The sequence below is a fragment of the Pseudenemella bisphenolivorans genome (assembly GCF_051133435.1).
Lineage (GTDB): Bacteria > Actinomycetota > Actinomycetes > Propionibacteriales > Propionibacteriaceae > JAAYAO01.
The window spans coordinates 185,152-206,508 of sequence record NZ_JBPGNY010000004.1; the positions used below are offsets into that span (position 1 = coordinate 185,152).

The following is a 21,357-nucleotide window of genomic DNA, read 5'->3' on the forward strand; positions in this document are numbered from 1 at the left end:
ACCACACCCGGGTTTACTGTGATCCCATGACCGCTCTGCAACCAACGCCGATGGAGTTGGACCTCGAGGACGGCACCACGTTGGCCATGCTCGTGTCAGCACCGGACGACCCGCGCGGCTTGGTGGTGTTGATCCACGGATTGACCGGCAGCAAGGAAGACTTCACCCGGGTGCTGCCCCATCTGGCCGAGGCCGGATACACCGCGGTGGCCTACGACCAGCGCGGCCACCACGAGACCCAGGCCGAGGGTGGGTTCTCGCTGCCCCAACTGGCCCAGGACGCGACCACTGTCGCTCAGGCCTTCACCACCGATCTGGACGCGATCGTGCATCTGGTGGGGCACAGCTTCGGCGGCGTGGTGGCCACCGAGGCCGTACTGGCCGACCCGCACACCTGGACCACGATGACCCTGCTGTGTTCGGGGCCGGTCGGTTTGCCCGGCAACCCCTGGGTGGAGGGCCTGCGTGCCCTGGTCGCCGAGGGCAAGTCGATGGCGGAAATCTTCCGGGCCCGGCGGGCCGCCGACCCCACTCCCCTGCCCGAGGACCGGGCCGAGTTGTTGCGGCAGCGGTTCTTGGCCAGCGACCCCGAAGCCCTCGACGAGATGGCCCGGATCCTGCTGAATGCCCCCGACCGCACCCAGCAGTTGGTCGACAGCGACGTCCAGTGCTTCGTGGTTTTCGGCGAGGACGACGACATGTGGCCGCTGGAGGTGCAGCGCGCCGCCGCCGAGGCCTTCGGCACCGAACCGGTGGTGATTCGCGAGGCCGGACACCAACCGGGGGTTGACCAGCCCAAAGCCACGGCCAAGGCCATCGTCCGACACTGTGGCTATCTGGACTGAGGGCAGCTTTCGACCGACGGCACCCACTTCGTCCGAAAGGGATCACCTCGAAATTACTTGCCGGTAAGATCGGGTGCTTACAGTGTCGCCCCGGCATGCTTCACTGTGTGCAGAAATGACCGGACCGAGGAACAAGGAACGAGGCATGCGGATAGCCCTGTTGTCCTATCGAACGAAGGAACACAGCGGTGGGCAGGGCGTCTACATTCGCCAGCTCAGCACCGGGCTGGTGGAACTCGGTCACCGGGTGGAGGTCTTCTCGGGTCAGCCCTATCCGGAGAATCTCGATGAACGGGTCACCGTCACCCGGGTGCCCAGCCTCGACCTCTACCGCGAACCCGACCCCTTCCGGATCCCGAAGCTCAGCGAATACCGCGACCTGATCGACGTTCAGGAATACGCCCTGACCGGGCTCACCGGGGCCTTCGCCGAGCCCCTGACCTTCTCCAAGCGCATCGCGCGGATCATGCGTCGCCGGGCCTCGGAGTTCGACATCGTGCACGACAACCAGAGCCTGGGTACCGGGCTGCTGGAGTTGGTCGACCACGGGGTGCCGCTGGCAGCAACGATTCATCACCCGATCACCCGCGACCGCCGGGTCGAGCTGGCTGCAGCTCCCTGGTGGAAGAAGCCGTCGGTGGCGCGCTGGTATTCCTTCGTGTCGATGCAGGCCAAGGTGGCCCGCCGGATCCCGATCCTGATCGGGGTGTCCCGGGTGTCGGTCGATGACACGATCAACGACTTCGGGTTGCGCCCCGAACAGTTCCGGGTGGTACCGCTGGGCGCGGACATCTCGGTCTTCCACCCCGATGCCGCACCGCGCCGCGTGTCGGGACGGATCGTCTGCGTGGCCAGCGCCGACAACCCGCTCAAGGGTGTCGATCACCTGCTGGACGCGGTGGCGAAACTGCGCGTCGAGCGTGACGTGGAGCTGCAACTGGTTTGCAAGCTGAACCCCCAGGGCGCCACCCAACGCCGAATCGACGAACTCGGCATCGCCGACATCGTGCACGCCAGCAACGGGCTGAGCGATGCCGAACTCGCCTCCTTGTTGGCCTCGGCCGAGGTGGTCGCCGTCCCGTCGCTGTACGAAGGCTTTTCGCTGCCGACGGTCGAAGCCCTGGCCTGCGGCACCCCGGTGGTGGCCAGCAACGCCGGCGCCCTGCCCGAGGTGCTCGGCACCGACGGCACCCAGGGACTGCTGGTACCCCCCGGCGATGCCGAGGCCCTGGTCCAGGGCATCGGAGCCCTGCTGGACGACCCCCAGCGCCGCGCCCGGATGGGTGCCGCGGCCCGGGAGCGAGCGGTGCGGACCTTCAGTTGGACCGCCGTGGCCGCCCGCACCGTGGAGGCCTACGCCGACGCCCAGGAAGCCGCCGCACGTCACCGCTCTGCTCTGCGAGCCGCCGACAACCACCGGAAGGGTGCCCATGCTGACCGTTGATTTCGACCGGCTCGGGGTACGTCCCGGCACCACGTTCCTCGATGTCGGCGCCGGTCAGGGCCGACACTCCTTCGAGGCCCTGCGCCGGGGCGCCCAAGTGGTGTCCTTCGACCTCAACGGTGACGACCTCGCCGGGATCGACGAGATGTTCACCGCGATGACCGAGGCCGGTGAGGCACCCGAGGGCAGCAGTGCCCGGGTGCAGCAGGGCGATGCCTTGCAGATGCCCTTCGATGACGGCTCCTTCGAGGTGGTGCTCGCCGCCGAGATGCTCGAGCACGTGCCGGACGACGACGGCGCGATCGCCGAGATCGTGCGGGTGGCCGCACCCGGTGCCACCGTGGCGGTGACGGTGCCGACCTGGCTGCCGGAACGGATCTGCTGGGCGCTGTCGGAGGAGTATCACAGCAACGAGGGCGGGCACATCCGGATCTACAAACCCGGCGAACTTCGGGCCAAGCTGGAGGCGGCCGGGCTGGTGCACACCGGAACCACCCACGCCCATGCCCTGCATTCGCCGTACTGGTGGTTGAAGTGTGCGGTCGGGGTGCGCGACGAGGATCATCCCTGGGTGAAGCAGTATCACCGGCTGTTGGTGTGGGACATGCTGGAGGCTCCGGCCCTGACCCGCACGGCCGAAAAGGTGTTGAACCCGCTGATCGGCAAGTCGGTGGTGTTGTACCTGCGAAAGCCCCTGTGATGGTTGCCAACCACCTTCCGGTGGTGCCGGGGATCATCTCCGCCGAGCAACTGCGCCGCACCGCGAACTCGATCGTGCGTTCCCAGTTGCCCTCGGGGGCGATTCCCTGGTTTCCCGGTGGGCACGTCGATCCGTGGGATCACGTCCAGGCCGCGATGGGCCTGTCGGTGGCCGGACGCTACGCCGAAGCCGCGCTGGCCTACGAGTGGTTGCGGTTGCAGCAGCGTCCCGATGGCACCTGGCCGGCGAAGTACGTCGGCAACCGGCCGGTGGAACACCACACCGATGCCAACTTCTGCGCCTACCTGGCCACCGGGGTGTGGCATCACTGGACGATCACCGGCGATGACCGCTTCCGCGTCCGCATGTGGCCGGTGGTGCGCCGCGCCATCGAGGCGGTGTTGGCACTGCAATCGGACCAGGGACCGATCGCCTGGGCCCGCGACACGGCCGGCAATATCGCCGACGATTACCTGGTGACCGGCAATGCCAGCATTCACCTGAGTCTGCGGTCGGCCGCCGCATTGGCCGCCGCCCAGGGGGTGGATGCCGGCCACTGGTTGGACGCGGCCGCCCGGCTGCGACATGCCCTGGACGACCACCCCGAGCTGTACACCCACAAATCCCGCTACTCGATGGACTGGTACTACCCGGTGTTGGGTGGGTCACTGCCCCACGACGAGGCCGCTGCCCGGATCGATGCCCGGTGGGACGATTTCGTGGTACCCGATTTGGGAATCCGGTGCGTCGACGACCACCCCTGGGTGACCGGCGCCGAGACCTGCGAACTGGTACTGGCCCTGACCGTGCTCGACCGTCCCGATGCGGCCCGGCAGTTGTTCGCCGATATGCAGCATCTGCGCGATGCCGACACCGGGCATTACTGGACCGGTCTGGTGTTCAGCGACGGCAAACGGTGGCCGGTCGAGGTCTCCACCTGGACCTCGGCCACCGTGCTGCTGGCCGCCGATGCGATCACCCGAACCACAGCCGCCTCGGAGATGTTCCGGGGTGCCGGACTGCCCGCGGGCACCTTCGAAGGAGCATGTGAATGTCAAGCATCGTGACCCTGCCCGAGGGGTTGGCCGACCTGGTCGCCCGGGTGAAGGGCTTCATGCCCGAGTCCGAGGGAGCCGCCCTGCACCGGGCCGCACAGTCTTACTTCACCGGCGGGCTGGGCGTCGAGATCGGCACCTACTGTGGCAAGTCATCGGTATACCTGGGTCATGCGGCCCGGCTGCGGTCCTCGACCCTGATCACCATCGACCACCACCGCGGGTCGGAGGAGCATCAGGTGGGTTGGGAATACCACGACCCGTCCCTGGTCGGTGCCGACGGACGTTTCGACACCGTCGGTGAACTGCGCCGCACCCTGGCCGACGCCGGGTTGGAGGACGTGGTGACACCGATCATCGCCCGCTCGGCCAGTGTCGCGCGATGGTGGAATACCGAACTCGACCTGGTCTTCATCGACGGCAGTCACACCGACGAGGCGGCCCGCACCGATTACGCCGGTTGGGCACCCTGGGTGCGGGTCGGTGGCGCGCTGATCATCCACGATGTCTACCTCACCGAGGCCGAGGGCGGCCAGGCCCCGCACCGGATCTACCGAGCAGCCCTGGAATCGGGCGAGTTCACCGAAACCGACGCGACCGGGTCGCTGCGGGTGCTGGAACGGATCAAGGCCGGCTGAAAACTACCCCGATCTCAGCCGATCCGGTCGCGAATCTCCTCCCACACCGCCGGATGGGTGAGGTTGCAGCCGAGTTCGTGGTCGTACTTGCCCAGACCGTGGTAGTCACTCGCCCCGGTGGCGAGCACCCCGGCCTCGGCGGCCAACCCACGCAGCCGGGAGCGCTGGGCCTCGTCGTGGTCATTGTGGTCGACCTCCCACCCGGCCAGACCGGCGGCGACGAAATCGGTGAGGGTTTCGGAGTCCAGAACCTCGCGCGAGCCCCGTCCCCAGGGATGGGCGATCAACGACAGCCCGCCGGCATCACGCACCACCGCGATCGCCTCGGCGACCGCCGGTGCCCAGCGCCTCACGTAGGCCGGGCCCTGATCGGACAGGTACCGGTCGAAGGCTTCCTGACGGGTCGCGACATAACCGGCCTCGACCAGGGCGTCGGCCACATGCGGACGTCCCAGCGACGGGGCCCCGCCCTGCATCCGGCGGACACTCTCGGCGGTGATGTGCACGCCGATGTCATCCAACTTGGCCAGGGTTGCTTCGAGCCGGCCCGCCCGGCCACTGCGGATCCGCTGCAGCATCGCCTCGAGCTCGGGGTGTTCCGGATCGACCCCGTAGGCCAGCAGGTGCACACTGTTGCCGCGATGACTGGTGGAGATCTCCAGACCCGGCACGAACTCCACGCCCACCTCGTCGGCGGCGATGGCGGCTTCCGCCCAGCCGATGGTGGTGTCGTGATCGGTCAGCGCCAACACGTCCAGCTTCAATCGCGCGGCACGTCGCACCACCTCGGTCGGGGTGTCGGTGCCGTCGGAGCAGGTGCTGTGGCTGTGTAGGTCGATCCGCACACCTTCGACCTTAGCGCTCGGTCAACCCGTGGAATCGGGCATGATGGGGCTCATGGACATCACCTCCCGCTTGGAGTTCCCCGCCGCCCCCGCCGATGTGTTCGCCCTGTTGGTGAACCGCGACTTCTTGATCGATGTGTGCCGGGCCGGGGGTGCCACCGCCCACGACGTACGTGTCGAGGGACAGCGCACCATCAGCCAACGCACCCTGCCGGCCCCCGACATGGCCAAGACCTTCACCGGGCCGACCATCTCGATCACCGAGGACATCACCTGGGGCGAGGCCAAGGCCGACGGTGGACGGGTGGGCGACCTGGTGCTGACCGTGGACGGTCAGCCGGCCAGGATGACCGGGACGGTGACGCTGGCCCCGAACGGTGGCGGCAGCACGATCACGGTCAACGGTGATCTGAAGGTGAGCATCCCGTTGGTGGGCAAGAAGCTGGAGAAGTCGGCCGCACCGGCCATCTACGACGGCATCAAGGTGCAGCAGGACGTCGGCATCCGCTGGCTCACCGGCGAACGGGCCTGACCGCCCTCGCGAGCCCGGCTCGACCGGGTTTCGGTCAGTTCACATCGATGTCGATCACCAATCGGGGCGGGCCGTCCAACACCTGCACCCGGAAGGGCGCCTGACCACTCACCCCGATCACCAGTTGCGACTGCCCCTCGTAGGGCGGGAAGAACTCGACGCCGCGCACGAGCTTCGCGTCGTTGACCGGGTATTCGTCGTCCCGGCCGGCGAACTTCTCGCCCTCCTCGGGGTAACGGGTGCCGGTGATGATCACCTCGAGGGTGTCGCTGCCGGGCAGGTCGACCGGTTCGCCCGACCCGGGTGCGGCGGCCTGTTCGACGTACTGGACGCGATACCCCGGCTGCCCCTCACCGGAGAACTCGACCACCACCCGGTCGAACCCCTCCTGGTGGGCAACCCGTACCGCGACGGGAAGCAGGGTCGTGTCCGGCAGATCGGGGAAGTCCTTGGTCTGTTTCTTCTCGTTGCTGAAGCCCTGGCCCGGGTCGCGGCCGGAGGGTTCGGACGATTCGTCACCGCGCGGCTCGGACGAGGTTTCCCGCCCCGGCGGGGGGCTGTCCTCCCGGCCGGGCTCACCGGCCGATTCCGTGGGCCTCTCGGAACTTGGTTCCGTCGCCCGTTCGGAGGTCGCATCGGTGCTCGGCGCCCGGCCCGGATCGTTCGGACCACAGGCGGCCAAGCCCAGCACCAGCATCAACACGACCGCGGGAACTGCTCGTCGAATCGTCATGGCTTCAGTGTCGCAGGTGGTACTGCCGCCGACGGTCAAGGTGCTCGGCCCTGACGGAGATCGCCGTGGCGCTTCTACCCGCCGAATCTTCCGGCCGGAAAACGCAAAATGCCGGAATCCGTACGAATACGAGGATTCCGGCGTGGTAGCCCCGACGGGATTCGAACCCGCGCTACCGCCTTGAGAGGGCGGCGTGCTAGGCCGCTACACAACGGGGCCCTAGCGTCTCCAGAGGTCTGGGGACCGAAGAAGATTAGCAGGAAGTCTGCGCTCCAGCGAATCGATCTTCGTCGCTGGGGTACTAGGACTCGAACCTAGACTAACTGAACCAGAATCAGTCGGGCTGCCAATTACCCCATACCCCATCAGGTCGCGCCCGGCCGCTCGGCTGGGCAACGAGGAGATACTCTACGCCACCATCGCGCCCGCGAGCAAACCGGACGAGGCCGCTTCATGACCCTGCGTTTGCCCGGTTTTCGACGGCCGGTTCATACCGCAAGTTGCTCCTTCCCTGAGATTTTCTTAATCTGTGGACGCATTCCCTACTGATCGGAGACCTCTTGCCCACCTCCAAGCGACTCTTCGGGTCCGTTGCCACCTCAGTGCTGGCAGTCGCCAGCATCAGTCTGGCCACGATGCTCGCCGCAGTTCCGGCGGGAGCGGAGCCGATGCCTCAGGGGCCGGTGTCCCCCCGAACCGACACCACGAAGCCGGCGCCGATCGTGAAATCCGCCGGCACCAAGGTTGTCGGCCAACGGACCTCCACCTGGGGCCGCTTCGTCACCAACCGTCCGATCACCGCGTGGACCGAGGTTCTGGTCAACGGCCAGTGGCGCACCTCCCAGATGGTGACCACCACCTCGGCCGGCAACTTCACGATCCCGCTGACCTACGGCGCCACCACCCCGGGCAAGCACACCTTCCGGGTGCGCGGGCGCTACCCCGACGGCACCATCGTCACCGGCAAGAGCTTCACCCTGACCCGGATCGGCAAGCCCACGGCGAAGTCGGCCGGCCGCAAGCTGGTCAACACCCCCACCAGCACCTGGGGACGCTTCGACACCCGGCGTCCGATCACCGCCTGGACCGAAGTTCGGGTGAACGGTAAGTGGCGCACCTCCCAGAAGGTGACCACGGCCAAGTCGGGCAACTACGTCATTCCGTTGACCTACGGCGCCACTGTTCCGGGCAACCATGTCTTCCGGGTGCGCGGCCGCCACGCCGACGGCACCATCACCACCAGTGCTCCGTTCACCCTGACCCGCACCACCGGCACCAAGCAGGACTGGATGCGCGCGGCAGGCATTCCGACCTCCGATTGGGCTTACGTCGACTCGATCGTGCAGCGCGAATCGGGCTGGAACCGCTACGCGGTCAATCCGTGGTCGGGAGCGTGCGGTCTGGCCCAGGCCAACCCCTGCTCGAAGGTGGGCTCGCAGTGGGCCGACCCGGTGGTGTCGCTGCGCTGGCAGCACAGCTACGTGAAGGGTCGCTACGGCAGCTACCGCGCCGCCCACGCCTTCTGGCAGCGCAACAAGTGGTACTGAGCCGGGCAGTCCGGTAACGACTCAGGACGCGGCGGGCACCTCGGTGTGCTCGCCGCGTCGCTTTGCCAGCAACCACAGGCCGAGGGCCAGCACCGTCCAGCCGGCGATATCGGCCGCCGCAGCAGCCCAGGTGATCTCCTGCAGTGCCCGCGCCGCGGCCACCGAGCTGGTCAGCGTGGCCAGCCCGAAGGCGAAGACGTTGTTGATCACGTGCGCGGCGATGGCTGTCTCCAGCCCCCCGGTGCGCCAGACCAGTACTCCGGCCAACAGTCCGAAGGCCAACCGGTCGGCGAACAGGGCCGGGTTCTGCACCCCGTGGAAGGCGGCGAAGACCAGCGCCGACAGCACCACGCCCACCCACGGGCTGCGTGCGAAGGATCCCAGGGCCTGCATCAGATAACCGCGGAAGAACACCTCTTCGGCAGCGGCCTGAAAGGGCGTGACCAGCACGATCACGATCAGGAAGCCCCAGAACCCGTCCTGTGGTTGCCAGGAGTAATCGAGCTTCTCCAGCCAGGTGGTCACCGCCAGTACGGCTGCCACGATCACCGCCGAGACCAACAGCGACCAACCCAGCAACCGCCACCGGATACCGCGCACCACCGACCACAGCCAGCCCGGTTTCGTCCGGTGCACCATGGCCACCACAGCCAGGCTCACCGGAATCAACATCGCGATGCCCACGTGACCCCCGGCCGGCCCCCACGGTGTTTCGTAGGCCCTCGCCAGTTCCAAGAACTCCGCCAGGGTGGTCCCGTCCCCCCGCCCGGAGATGGACCAGCCCAGCACCCAGATCAACATGCCCACCGAAGGAACCAACATGGCATAGCCCAGCAAGGCACCGAACACCCCGAGCACCCCGCGCAACCAGGCGGCGGGCTCGGCCGCGGTGGGCAGTACTCGCAGCAGCAAGGGGTAGCCGGTGCCCACCTCGGGATCGCGCAACCGGTCGCTCCACCGGCTCGTCCTTCCGGGGGCACGCACCGATGCCGCGGGCTTCTTCTTCGCCGCTGGTTTGTTCCCCGCCGGACGGGGCGTCGCGGGCTGGTTCGCTGCGGGACGGTTCCGGCGGGCGGGGTTTCCGGTGCGCTTGCGGCCCTTGGCGGCCATCAGTCGACCGGCAGGCCGGCGATCGCCCGATGGATCCGGGTCAGGGAGGATTCCTTGCCCAGCAGCTCCATCGATTCGAACAGCGGCGGGGAGACCCGTCGTCCGGTGATCGCGGTGCGCACCGGGCCGAAGGCGTGCCGGGGTTTCAGGCCCAGCCCGTCGATCAGCGCCGCGCGCAAAGTGGCCTCGATCTCGGCATGGTTCCACTCCTCCAGCCCGGCCAGGGCGTCACGGGCCGCGGCCAGGGTGGGCCCGTCACCGCTCTTCAGCGCGGCCCCGTCCTCGATCTCGATCTGTTCGTCGGTCAGGAACAGGAAACGGGTGAGGTCGACGACCTCGGACAGGTTGCCGATCCGTTCGTGCACCAGCGGGGCGAAGCCCTCGATCAGCGCGCGCTGTTCGGGGAAGGGCGGGTTGTCGACCAGCCCGGCCTCGGCCAGGAAGGGAATGATCGCCTCGACGAGTTCGTCGACGCTCAGCAGCCGGATGTGCGAGCCGTTGATCGCGGCGCACTTCTTGGGGTCGAAGCGGGCGGGGTTGGCGTTCACCCGGCGAATGTCGAAGGCCTCGACCATCTCGGCGAGGGTGAAGACATCGCGGTCTTCGGCGATCGCCCAGCCCAGCAGTGCCAGGTAGTTCAGCAACCCCTCGGGCAGGTATCCGTTCTCGCGGTATTCGGCCAGCCCCGAGCCGGCATCGCGCTTGGACAGGCGGCGGTTGCCCTCCCCCATCACGATCGGCAGGTGGCCGAACCGGGGCACCCGGCCCGAGCCGATGCCGAGTTCGCGCAGCGCCTCGTAGAGCACGATCTGACGCGGGGTGGACGACAGCAGGTCTTCACCGCGCAACACATGGGTGATGTTCATCAAGGCGTCGTCGACCGGGTTCACCAGGGTGTAGAGCGGGTCGCCGTTGGCGCGCACGATCACGTAGTCGGGCACATTGGCGGTGTCGAAGGCGACCTCACCGCGCACCAGGTCGGTGAAGGTGATCTCTCCGTCGGGCATCCGCATCCGGATCACCGCGGGCCGGCCGGCGAACTCGGCGAGTTGCTCCTCGCTCAGGTCGCGGCAGAAACCGTCATAGCCGGACGGGGCGCCCTTCGGGCGGGCGGCCTGCCGCTCCTCCTGTTCCTCGCGGGTGCAGTAGCAGCGGTAGGCGAATCCACCGGCCAACAACTCGGCGACGACCTTGGCGTAGATCTCCGAGCGCTGGGACTGGATGTAGGGGCCGTGGTCACCGACCTGGCTGCCGTCGAGCTGCGGGCCCTCGTCCCAGTGCAGGCCGAGCCAGTCCAGCGATTCGATCACCCCACGCATCGACTCCTCGGTGCTGCGGGTGGCGTCGGTGTCCTCGATCCGCAGCACGAAGGTGCCCCCGTAGTGACGGGCGAAGGCGTAGTTGAACAGCGCACTGCGCACATTGCCCACGTGCAGGTTGCCGGTCGGGGACGGTGGAAACCGCACCCGCACATCGGCGGGGGCCACATCACCCAGAACGTCGTCAACAATCGCTTCGGTCACTGCTTTCCTTCTTGGTCGTCGGCCAGCACAGGATTGGTGAGGGTCCCCATCCCCTCGATCGTCACGCTCACTTCCTGCCCCGCCTCCACCGGGCCCACACCGGCCGGGGTGCCGGTCAGAATCAGGTCACCGGGCAGCAGGGTGGTCCATTCCGAGATCCACGAGACCAGGTCGGAGATCGAGCGCACCATCAGCTTGGTCGAGTCGCTCTGCCGCTCCTCACCGTCGACGGTGGTGCGGATGTACACGTCCCCGGCCTCTTCCAGGCTCAGGTGGGTGATGATCCAGGGGCCGAGCGGCAACGAGGTGTCGAAGCCCTTCGCCCGGGCCCATTGGCCGTCCGAGCGCTGGAAGTCGCGTGCGGTCATGTCGTTGGCGATGGTGTAGCCGAAGATCACCTCGGGCACCCGCTCGATCGGGACGTCCTTGCAGATCCGTCCGATCACCACGGCCAGTTCACCCTCGTAGCTCAGTTCGGTGCAGCCGGGCGGGAAGATCACCGGGTCACCGGGGCCGATGATCGCGGTATTCGGCTTGAAGAAGGTCAGCGGCACCTCGGGGATGTCGCTGCCCATCTCCTCGGCGTGGGCGACATAGTTGCGGCCCACCGCGATCACCTTCGACCGGGGCAGCACCGGCGCCAGCAGCCGCACCGCCTCGAGGTCGTGGCGTTCACCGGTCAACTGCACCGGCATGGACAGTGGATCGCCGGTCAGCACGGCGATCGTGTTCGGATGGTCCTGGCCGTCCTCGGGTAGTTCCACCACACCGTATTGCGGGTCCGAGCCGGCACTGAAACGAGCGATGCGCATTACCGCAGCCTATCGCGAATCGCACCGGCCACCGGCCCGCCGGGATGGCTCGACAACCCGGCCCCGTCCACCGATGCTCGAGCCGGCGTGCCGAACCAGCGGAAGGCGATGGCGATGCCCGGGGACGGGAGCCTAGACTCGGTGCGTTGCGCGCCGATCCCACGGCCGCTCCGAGCACAAGGAAGCCACGTGACCAGCACCGAGAACACCTCCCCCACCCCATCGTCCGCCGCCCGGGTGAAGCGCGGCCTGGCCGACTCGATGAAGGGCGGCGTCATCATGGACGTCGTCACTCCCGAGCAGGCCAGGATCGCCGAGGACGCCGGGGCCGTGGCGGTGATGGCCCTGGAGCGGGTGCCGGCCGATATCCGCGCCGAGGGTGGGGTGTCGCGGATGAGTGACCCCGACATGATCGACGGGATCATCGCAGCGGTGTCGGTGCCGGTGATGGCCAAGGCCCGGATCGGCCACTTCGTCGAGGCCCAGGTGTTGCAGAGCCTCGGGGTGGATTTCATCGACGAGTCGGAGGTGCTGACCCCGGCCGATTACGCCAACCACATCGACAAGTGGGATTTCGACACGCCCTTCGTGTGTGGTGCGACCAATCTCGGTGAGGCCCTGCGCCGGATCAACGAGGGCGCGGCGATGATCCGCTCCAAGGGTGAGGCCGGTACCGGCGACGTCTCCAACGCGGTCACCCACATGCGCACGATCCGCGCCGAGATCAACGTGCTGCGCTCGATGGCGCCCGACGAGTTGTATGTCGCGGCCAAGGAACTGCAGGCGCCGTACGAGTTGGTGCGCGAGGTGGCCGGGACCGGCAAGCTGCCGGTCACCCTGTTCACCGCCGGCGGTATCGCCACCCCGGCCGACGCTGCGATGATGATGCAACTGGGCGCCGAGGGGGTTTTCGTCGGCTCGGGCATCTTCAAGTCGGGCAACCCGGCCCAGCGGGCCGCCGCGATCGTCAAGGCCACCCGCAACTACGACAATCCGGACGTGATCGCCGATGTCTCGCGCAAGCTCGGCGAGGCGATGGTCGGCATCAACGTCGACGAGTTGCCCCAGCCGCACCGGCTGGCCGAACGCGGCTGGTGACGACCGGGCTCACCCATGGGTTTTCATGCGGTCGAACTGATCACCGCCAAACGCGATGGGCAGCGGCTGTCCGATGCCCAGATCGACTGGCTGATCGACCACTTCGCCCGCGGTGACCTGCCCGAGGAGCAGATGGCCGCGATGGCCATGGCGATCTACTTCCGGGGTTTGGACTCCGCCGAGTTGAGCCGGTGGACCACCGCGATGATCGCTTCGGGTGAGCGGCTCGACTTCGGCACCCTGCGCACCCCGGACGGCCGGCCGATCCCGACGGTGGACAAACACTCCACCGGCGGGGTCGGTGACAAGGTCACCCTGCCGTTGGCCCCCTTGGTGGCCGCCTGCGGCGTGGCCGTGCCCCAGCTTTCCGGACGCGGACTCGGCCACACCGGCGGCACTCTGGACAAGCTGGAGGCGATTCCCGGCTGGCGGGCCGAGGTGGACAACGATGCGCTGTTCGCCCAGCTCCGCGATGTCGGCGCGGTGGTCTGCGCTGCCGGGGCCGGACTCGCCCCGGCCGACAAGAGGCTTTACGCCCTGCGCGATGTCACCGGCACGGTGGAGTCGATTCCGCTGATCGCCTCGTCGATCATGAGCAAGAAGATCGCCGAGGGCACTTCGGCGCTGGTCCTGGATGTCAAGGTCGGTTCGGGGGCGTTCATGGCCACCCCCGAACGGGCCCGGGAGTTGGCCGAGACGATGGTGCGCCTCGGTGCCGAGGCCGGGGTTGCGACCACGGCTCTGCTGACCGACATGAGCACTCCCCTGGGCCGGATGGTCGGCAACGGCTTGGAGGTGACCGAATCGGTCGAGGTGCTCGCCGGCGGTGGCCCGGCCGACCTGGTGGAGCTGACCCTCACCCTGGCCCGCGAGATGCTGGCCGCGGTGGGGCGCGACGACATCGACCCCGCCGATGCCCTGGCCGATGGTCGGGCGATGGATCGTTGGCGACGGATGATCACCGCCCAGGGAGGTGATCCGGACGCCCCGCTCCCCCGGGCGAGCGAACAGCACGTGGTGTCCGCGCCGCAGACCGGAACCCTGACCCGATTGGACGCCCGCGCGGTGGGGGTGGCGTCCTGGCGTTTGGGAGCCGGACGCACCCGGCACGGCGACAGCGTCCAGGCCGGGGCCGGTATCGAACTGCACCGGACACTCGGCGAGCAGGTGCAAGCCGGGGAGCCGATGCTGACCCTGCACACCGACACCCCGGAACGCTTCGAGTCGGCGCTGGAGGCCCTCGCCGATGGCTGGACGATCGATGCCGCACCGGACGGCTTGCCCGCGCCCACACCGAGGTCGGTGCTGATCGACCGGGTCGGCTGAAACCCACCCGGTCGCCGGGTCAGTCGGCCCGGGTGCCCTCGACGGCCTCCTGCATGGCGTGCTGGGCCTCCTGCACGATGAGTTGCATGTTCTCGGCCGCCGCCTCGCCGTCACCGATGGAAATGGCCTCGGCAACCGCGAAATGCCAGCGCACGGCGTCCGGATCGGGGGTGGCCGGCATCAGATAGCGGTGCGTGCGGAAGTCGAGCACGGTCGAGACCAGTGGCGCCAGAGAGGCCAGCGCCGCGTTGCCCGACGATTCGAGCAGGGTGGTGTGGAAGGTGATGTCGTGGTCGAGGTAGGCCTCGAGGTCACCCTCGCGTCCGGTGGCGGCCATGCCTCCCACGGCGGACAGCAGTCGGGCGCGCTGCTCGGGGGTGGCCCGGGTGGCGGCGAGCCGCGCGGCGACCGGCTCGATTCCCGAGCGCAGTTCGGACAGTTCCCGGATCTGCACCGAGATCTCCGCACTGTCCAGCCGCCATCCGACGATCAGCGGGCTGAGCGCGTCCCAATTGCTCGAAGGTTGCACGGTCAACCCGACGCGGCGGCGCGAGGTCAACACACCGTGTTGTTCGAGCACCTTGATCACTCCGCGCGCGATCGTGCGCGAGACGCCGTAGCGCTGCATCAACCACTCGGTGGAAAACACCGCGCCCGGGGTCAACTCACCGCCGGTCAGCTCCGCCCCGATCTGGTTGAGGACGCGGCCGTGCAGACCTGCGTTCATGTGTGCGCCTCCTCACTCGGCACTGAATTTATCACCGACCGTGGTTGTGGCGGGGATCAAGCCAGCCATTCAGATTCCTTGTAATGAAACCATTGACCAATAGGAGTCTTTATGGTGAACTCGGAACGTTATGTGAGCTCCAATGTCAAAGGAGACAGGTCATGCCCACACCGGCCCTGGGGACGGTTCCCCTGCTGCTGATCGCGCTCGGCGCGGTTCTGCTGCTTCTTTTCCTGATCATGAAGGTGAAGTTGCACGCCTTCGTCGCGCTGATCCTGGTCAGTTTCCTCACCGCCATCGCGACCCGCGTCCCCCTGGGCGATGTGGTCGAAACGATGACCGACGGCTTCGGGGCCACGCTGGCCAGCGTCGCCCTGCTGGTCGGCCTCGGCGCGATGATCGGCAGATTGCTGGAGGTCACCGGCGGCGCCCAGACCCTGGCCGACACCCTGATCGGGTGGTTCGGCGAGAAACGCGCACCCCTCGCGCTCGGTGTCGCCTCGCTGCTGTTCGGCTTTCCGATCTTCTTCGATGCCGGCCTGATGGTGATGTTGCCGATCATCTTCTCGGTTGCCCGCCGCCTCGGCGGCTCGGTGCTGCTCTACGCCTTCCCCGCCGCCGGCGCCTTCGCCGTGATGCATGCCTTCGTGCCACCGCACCCCGGCCCGGTCGCGGCCGGTGCTCTGCTCGGCGCCGACCTCGGCCTGGTGACCATCGTCGGCCTGGCGCTCGCCCTGCCCACCTGGTTCATCGGCGCGTACCTGTACTCGAAGTTCATCGGCAAGCGCTTCGACCTGCCGGTGCCGAACCTGCTCGGTGAGGCCGAGAAGGTCGACAACCCGCCGAAGTTCGTCACCGTGGTCGGCATCCTGCTGCTACCGCTGGTGCTGATCTTCCTCAACACCGGCCTGAACACCCTTGCCACGGCCGGCACCGTGGACAAGGAGGCGGGCTGGGTCACCGCGCTGATCCTGATCGGCCAGACCCCGATCGCGCTGCTGATCACCACCATCGTCGCGATGATCGTGCTGGGCACCGGACGCCGGTCGGCAGCCGATGTCGAGAAGATCGCCAACGACGCCATCGGCCCGGTCGCCGCGATCATCCTGATCACCGGTGCCGGCGGCATGTTCGGTGGGGTGCTGCGGGCTTCCGGAATCGGCACCGCACTGGCTTCCTCGCTCGAGGCCACCGGCCTGCCGATCATCGTCGCCGCCTTCGTGGTCGCGACCGCACTGCGGGTCGCGCAGGGGTCGGCCACCGTCGCCCTCACCACCACCGCGGGTCTGATCGCCCCGACCGTGGCCGCCACCGGTGACCTGTCACAGTTGCACCTGGCGCTGATCGTGATCGCGATCGCCTGCGGTTCGACGGTGCTCTCGCATGTCAACGACTCGGGCTTCTGGCTGGTCGGCCGCTTCCTCGGCATGGACGTGAAAACCACGCTGAAGACCTGGACGGTGATGGAGACCCTGCTCGGCGGGATCGGCTTCATCCTCACCCTGGCCCTGAGCCTGGTGGCCTGAGATGACCGTCCACATCGTCGCGATGGGGGTGTCCGGCAGCGGCAAGACCACCGTGGCCGCGATGTTGGCCACCCGGCTGGGCTACACCTTCGGCGAAGCGGACACCTTTCACCCGCAGGCCAACGTGGACAAGATGGCCGCCGGACATCCGCTCACCGACGACGACCGCTGGCCCTGGCTGGCCGACCTCGCCGAGTGGATGCGCAGCCGGGCAGCCGCCGGACAGTCGACCGTACTGGCGTGTTCGGCACTCAAGCGTTCGTACCGCGAGGTGTTGAACTCCGGCGTCGAGGGCGGCTGCCTGTACCTCCATCTGCACGGGGAAGCGTCCCTGATCGCTCAGCGGATGGCCGCCCGGTCGCATTTCATGCCACCCGAGCTGCTGCAGAGCCAACTGGCCACCCTCGAGCCGTTGGGGCCCCACGAGCGGGGCGTCCAACTCGATCTGGGCCGGACTCCCGAGGAGTTGACCGAGGCCGGGATCGCCTGGATCTTCAGCCCCGACGGTGGCGGGGTCACCCGCCGGTGACCCGGCTCACCGGGTCGGTTGCCGTCCGGCCCCGGTGGCGTCGAGCCCGAGAACCTCGGCCAGGTCGTAGCTGACCGGCTCGTCCAATTGCTCGTAGGTACAGCTCCGCGGATCACGGTCGGGTCGCCACCTGCCGAACTGGGCGGTGTGGCGAAACCTGTCCCCCTCCATGTGGTCGTAGCGCACCTCGAGCACCCGTTCGGGACGCAGCGGGGTGAACGACAGGTCCTTGTTCGCGTTCCAGCGCGAATGCGCCCCCGACGTCGGCGTGCGACCGGCCTCATCGGCGCCGGCCCAGGGGTGGTCGTCGAGATCGATGACGAGCTCCTGTAGTTCGGTGAACAGCTCCCGGCGGCGTTCCATCGGCAGGGCGCCGACCACCCCGACACTGTTCAGCACACCCTGATCGGTATAGAGCCCGAGCAGTAGCGAGCCGATCGCGTCGTCGGTGTTCTTGTACAGCCGGTAGCCGGCCACCACCACGTCGGCGGTGCGTTCGTGCTTGATCTTGTACTGGACGCGCTTGTCCTCCTGATACGGCTCGTCGAGCCGCTTGGCCATCACCCCGTCCAGTCCGGCACCCTCGAAGCTGGTGAACCATTCGGCGGCCAGCTCACGGTCGGTGGTCGCAGGAGTCAGGAAGATCGGCGGGACGGCGTCGGCCAAAGCCTGCACCAGGGCCTCGCGGCGTTCGGCGAAGGGACGCTCGGTCCAGTTGGTCTTCCCGTCGGCGAGCAGATCGAAGGCGACGAAGCTCGCCGGGGTTTCGGCGGCGAGCTTGGTGATCCGGGAGGCCGCTGGGTGGATGCGTTGTTGCAGCAGGTCGAAGTTCAACCGGTCGCCGTGTTCGGGGTCGATCATGATGATCTCGCCGTCGATCACGATCGGATCAGGAAAGCACTTCCGCACCGCTTCGACCAGTTCGGGAAAGTAGCGGGTCATCGGCCGACTGTTGCGGCTGCCGATCTCGACCTCGTCGCCGCTGCGCCAGATGATGGAGCGGAACCCGTCCCACTTCGGCTCGAAGAGCACCTCACCGGTGGGGAACTTCTTCACCGGTTTGGCCAGCATCGGCCCGAACGGGGGCACGATCGCGGTGCCCCAGACCGCGTCCCGCTCGGCCTTCGGGGCCAGATAGTCCTCGTCCTCGCGGTCGGCGCGACGCTTGGACGGCGGCACCCGCGGTGGTTCGCCCGGCATCTTCGGGTAGTCGGGTGGAAAGTTCAGTTCGCCCAGCCCCCGGTCCAGGTCGGCCTGCCACAGGTCCAGGGCGCCGCTGATGTCGGCGACGTGGGCGGCCCGGTCGGCCCAGGGGCATTCCCGCTGCGCGAGCAGGTCGGGCACCGTGGCGATGGTCAGCTTCTCGGGGTCGGCCTCGAGCAGTTCGTCCCAGGTGAGTGGGGTGGACACCGGCGCACCCGGCAGCGGGCGCGGGCTGTAGGCCGCGGCGATGGTGCGGTCGCGGTTGGCCTGGTTGAAGTCGACGAAGACCCGCTCCCCGCGTTCTTCCTTCCACCACGAGGAGGTGACCAGCTCGGGCATCCGGCGTTCCAGTTCGCGGGCCAGGCCGATCACGCCGTGGCGCACGTCCTGGAACTCGTGGTCGGGGTGAATCGGGGCATAGACGTGCACCCCACGGTTGCCGGAGGTTTTGGCGTATCCGGTGAGCCCGACCTCGGCCATCAACTCGCGCAGCGCCACCGCCGCGGTGACCGCGTCGGCGAAATCGCGGCCCGGCTGGGGGTCGAGGTCGATGCGCAGTTCGTCGGGATGGTCGGGGTTCGCGGTGCGCACCGGCCAGGGGTGGAAGGTGATCGTGGCCATTTGCGCGGCCCAGGCCAGGGCGGCCGGTTCGTCGAAGGTGAGTTGTTCGTGCCGGCGCCGGGACGGGTAGGTGCACATCACCCGGCGCATCCACTCCGGGGCCCCGGCCGGGGGACGTTTGGCGAAGAACTCCTCCCCGTCGATGCCCTCGGGAAAGCGCTGCAGGGTCATCGGACGATCGCCGTTGATCGCCAGGAAAGGTTCGGCCACCGCCAACAGATAATCGACCAGATCACCCTTGGTGATACCCGGCCACAGCTCTTTGTCGGGGTTGCTGAGCTTGACCTGACGCGTACCGTCCGGCCCGGAGATCTCCAGCAGATTGGCCTTCGCCATGAGGTCACCCTAAGCGCAGCGGTAGCCTGACGGCCATGTTTGGCTCGCAGGCACAGCTGGTGGTGCTGATTCTGGACCTGTTGGGTGTGTTCGCGTTCGCCCTGTCGGGCGCGCTGGTGGGGGTGCGCAAGGAGTTCGACATCTTCGGGGTGTTGGTCCTGGCCGGGGCGACCGGTCTGGGCGGCGGCATCCTGCGCGACGTGATGATCGGTGCGGTGCCGCCGGCCGCGCTGAGCGACTGGTGGTACCTGCTGGTGCCGATCATCGCGGGGCTGATCACCTTCGTTTTCCATCGGATCGTGGATCGGTTGGAACCGTGGGTGCTGTTCTTCGACGCCCTCGGCCTGGGGTTGTTCTGTGCTGTCGGCACGATCAAGGCATTGGGTCATGACCTGGCCCTGTTGCCCGCGGTGTTGATGGGGGTGGTCACCGCAGCCGGCGGCGGCATGGTGCGCGACCTGCTGGCGCACCGGGTGCCGATCGTGTTCCGCGGCGAGTTGTACGCGATTCCGGCGCTGGCCGGTGCGGTGGTGACCGGGGTCGGGGTGCAGACCGGCCTCGACACCTTCGCATCTGCTGCTCTCGGTCTGATGGTGGCGATCACCTGGCGGCTGCTGGCCCTGCGGCGGGGGTGGACGGCCCCGGTGGCCCGGCACGCCACCACCGATCACCCCAAACGCGACTGAGCCCGTCGGTCGAGGCTCGCCCGCTACTCTGAATCGGTGTCCCCCACCAGTCCGATGCCCCGCCGTGCCGGGTTGGACTGGCGCTGGGTGCGCACCCCCGACGCCGACCGTCCGGCCGGGTGGACGACGATGGGTGGGTTTCTGCGCCACCGGTTACCGGCTCACGTCGATGTGTCGGGCATCTTCGCCCGCGGCGAGGTGGTCGACGAGCGCGGTGAGCCGGTCGAACCCGGGGCCGCGTACCGGCCCAACACCCTGCTCTGGTTCCCCGGGCCCGAACCTCGCGACCCCAAACCGGACGAGCCCGTCCGGGTGCTGCACGCCGATGACCGGATCGTGGTGGTCGACAAGCCCCATTTTCAGGCCACCACCCCGCAAGGCACGCACGCCCGCAACACCACCCTGGTGCAGTTGCGCACCGCCGGGTGGCCCGATGTCGCGCCGGCGCACCGGCTCGACCGGCTCACCGCCGGGGTGCTGGTGTTCACCGTCGAGGCGCGGTGGCGAAAGCTCTACCAGGAGCTCTTCGCCTCCAGGCAGGTGAGTCGGGTCTACGAGGCCCTGGCCCGGGCACTGCCCGGCGCCGAGTTTCCGCTCACCGTGCGCAGCCACATGGTCAAGGAACGCGGCAGCCTGCAGGCCCGGGAGCTACCGGGTCGCGACCCGAATGCCGAAACCCGCATCGAGATCCTCGAGGTACGAGGTGAGCTGGCTCGCTACCGGCTCACCCCGACCACCGGACGCACCCACCAGTTGCGGGTTCACCTCAACCGGCTGGGGGCACCGATTCTGCATGACCCGCTCTATCCCGAGGTGCTTGCCGACGGGGAACAACCCGACGAGCCGCTGCAGTTGGTGGCCCGCGAGCTCACCTTCATCGACCCTGTGGACGGCACCGCACACAGGTTCGTCAGTCGGCGCGATTTGCAGTGGCCGGAGTCGCTGCCAACCTGAGTTACTCCGGCCCGAGTCGCACCGGCCCGGGCCTTCCCGAGCCCGGGCATTCGGCGAACCCGTGCGACACTGATTCCCATGTCCTGCCCGGTCCGAATTCTGTTTCACACCCCCCGCATCCCGCACAACACCGGCGCCACCATGCGCCTGTCGGCGGTCACCGGGGCCGAGTTGCATCTGGCCGGGCCGCTGGGTTTCGACATGTCGGACACCAAGCTGAAACGGGCCGGGCTGGATTACCACGACATGGCCAAGTGCTACGTCCACGACGATCTGGACGCCGCCTTCGCCGCACTCCTGCCGGCCCGGGTGTTCGCGTTCACCGCCCAGGCCACCACCATCCACACCGAGATCGACTACCGGGCCGGCGACGTCCTGTTGTTCGGCCCCGAACCGACCGGGCTGGACCCGGCCGTGTTGGCCGACGAGCGGCTCAACGACCGGGTGCGGATTCCGATGCTGGCCGATCGGCGGTCGTTGAATCTGTCCAATGCCACCGCGATCGTGTTGTACGAGGCCTGGCGGCAGTTGGACTTCGTCGGCGCCGGTTGATTCTCGGCGCCGAGT

The 21,357-nt window shown here is 68.0% G+C and carries 21 protein-coding genes and 2 tRNA genes; 14 read left to right on the forward strand and 9 right to left on the reverse strand.

What is annotated here, in order from left to right; all coding sequences use genetic code 11:
- The first annotated feature begins 26 nt into the window (after window positions 1-26).
- The 5 genes from ACR4XW_RS10970 (at window position 27) to ACR4XW_RS10990 (ending at window position 4,682) form a co-directional block, all read left to right on the forward strand.
- A complete protein-coding gene (locus tag ACR4XW_RS10970) occupies window positions 27-845 on the forward strand; it encodes an alpha/beta fold hydrolase (protein WP_434760599.1) in 819 nt (272 codons plus the stop codon).
- 115 nt (window positions 846-960) lie between these two features.
- Window positions 961-2,289, forward strand: coding sequence for a glycosyltransferase family 4 protein (locus ACR4XW_RS10975; RefSeq protein ID WP_434760600.1), 1,329 nt, complete (start codon window positions 961-963; stop codon window positions 2,287-2,289).
- Window positions 2,276-2,989 (forward strand): class I SAM-dependent methyltransferase, encoded by a 714-nt coding sequence (locus ACR4XW_RS10980; RefSeq protein WP_434760601.1) that lies wholly within the window; start codon window positions 2,276-2,278, stop codon window positions 2,987-2,989. Before ACR4XW_RS10975 ends, ACR4XW_RS10980 begins: the two co-directional genes overlap by 14 nt.
- Complete coding sequence (locus ACR4XW_RS10985) at window positions 2,989-4,056, forward strand: prenyltransferase/squalene oxidase repeat-containing protein (protein ID WP_434760602.1); 1,068 nt, start codon at window positions 2,989-2,991, stop codon at window positions 4,054-4,056. Before ACR4XW_RS10980 ends, ACR4XW_RS10985 begins: the two co-directional genes overlap by 1 nt.
- Window positions 4,041-4,682: a class I SAM-dependent methyltransferase gene (locus ACR4XW_RS10990; RefSeq protein WP_434760603.1), complete on the forward strand. Its 642-nt coding sequence runs from the start codon at window positions 4,041-4,043 to the stop codon at window positions 4,680-4,682. Before ACR4XW_RS10985 ends, ACR4XW_RS10990 begins: the two co-directional genes overlap by 16 nt.
- Window positions 4,683-4,696: 14 nt before the next feature.
- Here the strand turns inward: ACR4XW_RS10990 and ACR4XW_RS10995 are convergent, their stop codons facing one another.
- Window positions 4,697-5,527 (reverse strand): PHP domain-containing protein, encoded by an 831-nt coding sequence (locus ACR4XW_RS10995; protein WP_434760604.1) that lies wholly within the window; start codon window positions 5,525-5,527, stop codon window positions 4,697-4,699.
- 52 nt (window positions 5,528-5,579) lie between these two features.
- Between ACR4XW_RS10995 and ACR4XW_RS11000 the strand changes: the two genes are divergently transcribed.
- Window positions 5,580-6,059: a DUF2505 domain-containing protein gene (locus ACR4XW_RS11000; RefSeq protein ID WP_434760605.1), complete on the forward strand. Its 480-nt coding sequence runs from the start codon at window positions 5,580-5,582 to the stop codon at window positions 6,057-6,059.
- A 34-nt stretch (window positions 6,060-6,093) separates the two neighbouring features.
- Here ACR4XW_RS11000 and ACR4XW_RS11005 read toward each other — a convergent pair whose 3' ends face one another.
- The 3 genes from ACR4XW_RS11005 to ACR4XW_RS11015 all read right to left on the reverse strand — a co-directional run bounded on the left by ACR4XW_RS11005 (window position 6,094) and on the right by ACR4XW_RS11015 (window position 7,157).
- Window positions 6,094-6,792: an AMIN-like domain-containing (lipo)protein gene (locus ACR4XW_RS11005; protein WP_434760606.1), complete on the reverse strand. Its 699-nt coding sequence runs from the start codon at window positions 6,790-6,792 to the stop codon at window positions 6,094-6,096.
- A gap of 143 nt (window positions 6,793-6,935) precedes the next feature.
- A tRNA-Glu gene (locus ACR4XW_RS11010) sits at window positions 6,936-7,011 on the reverse strand.
- Between the two features lie 74 nt (window positions 7,012-7,085).
- A tRNA-Gln gene (locus ACR4XW_RS11015) sits at window positions 7,086-7,157 on the reverse strand.
- A 318-nt stretch (window positions 7,158-7,475) separates the two neighbouring features.
- On the opposite strand from ACR4XW_RS11015, the gene ACR4XW_RS11020 reads away from it, so the two are divergent.
- Window positions 7,476-8,339 (forward strand): aggregation-promoting factor C-terminal-like domain-containing protein, encoded by an 864-nt coding sequence (locus ACR4XW_RS11020; RefSeq protein ID WP_434760607.1) that lies wholly within the window; start codon window positions 7,476-7,478, stop codon window positions 8,337-8,339.
- 21 nt (window positions 8,340-8,360) lie between these two features.
- On the opposite strand, the gene ACR4XW_RS11025 is transcribed toward ACR4XW_RS11020, so the two are convergent.
- Genes ACR4XW_RS11025 through ACR4XW_RS11035 form a run of 3 tightly spaced genes read right to left on the reverse strand, consistent with a single transcriptional unit; the run spans window position 8,361 to window position 11,784 of the window.
- Window positions 8,361-9,449, reverse strand: coding sequence for a CPBP family intramembrane glutamic endopeptidase (locus ACR4XW_RS11025; RefSeq protein ID WP_434760608.1), 1,089 nt, complete (start codon window positions 9,447-9,449; stop codon window positions 8,361-8,363).
- Window positions 9,449-10,972, reverse strand: a complete 1,524-nt coding sequence (gene gltX / locus ACR4XW_RS11030; RefSeq protein ID WP_434760609.1) for a glutamate--tRNA ligase — start codon at window positions 10,970-10,972, stop codon at window positions 9,449-9,451. The genes ACR4XW_RS11025 and gltX overlap by 1 nt, the downstream gene beginning before the upstream one ends.
- Window positions 10,969-11,784: a fumarylacetoacetate hydrolase family protein gene (locus ACR4XW_RS11035; RefSeq protein WP_434760610.1), complete on the reverse strand. Its 816-nt coding sequence runs from the start codon at window positions 11,782-11,784 to the stop codon at window positions 10,969-10,971. The genes gltX and ACR4XW_RS11035 overlap by 4 nt, the downstream gene beginning before the upstream one ends.
- 189 nt (window positions 11,785-11,973) lie before the next feature.
- Between ACR4XW_RS11035 and pdxS the strand changes: the two genes are divergently transcribed.
- Window positions 11,974-12,882 (forward strand): pyridoxal 5'-phosphate synthase lyase subunit PdxS, encoded by a 909-nt coding sequence (gene pdxS / locus ACR4XW_RS11040; RefSeq protein ID WP_434760611.1) that lies wholly within the window; start codon window positions 11,974-11,976, stop codon window positions 12,880-12,882.
- A gap of 15 nt (window positions 12,883-12,897) precedes the next feature.
- The gene (locus ACR4XW_RS11045) at window positions 12,898-14,208 is read left to right on the forward strand and encodes a thymidine phosphorylase (RefSeq protein WP_434760612.1); all 1,311 of its coding nucleotides are present in this window, start codon (window positions 12,898-12,900) and stop codon (window positions 14,206-14,208) included.
- A gap of 19 nt (window positions 14,209-14,227) precedes the next feature.
- Here ACR4XW_RS11045 and ACR4XW_RS11050 read toward each other — a convergent pair whose 3' ends face one another.
- On the reverse strand, window positions 14,228-14,935 hold the full coding sequence (locus ACR4XW_RS11050) for a FadR/GntR family transcriptional regulator (protein WP_434760613.1): 708 nt from the start codon (window positions 14,933-14,935) through the stop codon (window positions 14,228-14,230).
- A 161-nt stretch (window positions 14,936-15,096) separates the two neighbouring features.
- On the opposite strand from ACR4XW_RS11050, the gene ACR4XW_RS11055 reads away from it, so the two are divergent.
- On the forward strand, window positions 15,097-16,461 hold the full coding sequence (locus ACR4XW_RS11055) for a GntP family permease (protein ID WP_434760614.1): 1,365 nt from the start codon (window positions 15,097-15,099) through the stop codon (window positions 16,459-16,461).
- A 1-nt stretch (window position 16,462) separates the two neighbouring features.
- Window positions 16,463-16,990 (forward strand): gluconokinase, encoded by a 528-nt coding sequence (locus ACR4XW_RS11060; protein ID WP_434760615.1) that lies wholly within the window; start codon window positions 16,463-16,465, stop codon window positions 16,988-16,990.
- 6 nt (window positions 16,991-16,996) lie between these two features.
- Here the strand turns inward: ACR4XW_RS11060 and ACR4XW_RS11065 are convergent, their stop codons facing one another.
- A complete protein-coding gene (locus ACR4XW_RS11065) occupies window positions 16,997-19,150 on the reverse strand; it encodes an ATP-dependent DNA ligase (RefSeq protein ID WP_434760616.1) in 2,154 nt (717 codons plus the stop codon).
- Window positions 19,151-19,185: 35 nt separating this feature from the next.
- Here ACR4XW_RS11065 and ACR4XW_RS11070 point away from each other — a divergent pair, with 35 nt between their 5' ends.
- The 3 genes from ACR4XW_RS11070 (at window position 19,186) to ACR4XW_RS11080 (ending at window position 21,342) form a co-directional block, all read left to right on the forward strand.
- Window positions 19,186-19,836 (forward strand): trimeric intracellular cation channel family protein, encoded by a 651-nt coding sequence (locus tag ACR4XW_RS11070; RefSeq protein ID WP_434760617.1) that lies wholly within the window; start codon window positions 19,186-19,188, stop codon window positions 19,834-19,836.
- A gap of 36 nt (window positions 19,837-19,872) precedes the next feature.
- Complete coding sequence (locus ACR4XW_RS11075; protein ID WP_434760618.1) at window positions 19,873-20,790, forward strand: pseudouridine synthase; 918 nt, start codon at window positions 19,873-19,875, stop codon at window positions 20,788-20,790.
- 78 nt (window positions 20,791-20,868) lie between these two features.
- A complete protein-coding gene (locus ACR4XW_RS11080; RefSeq protein ID WP_434760619.1) occupies window positions 20,869-21,342 on the forward strand; it encodes a tRNA (cytidine(34)-2'-O)-methyltransferase in 474 nt (157 codons plus the stop codon).
- Window positions 21,343-21,357: the final 15 nt, after the last annotated feature.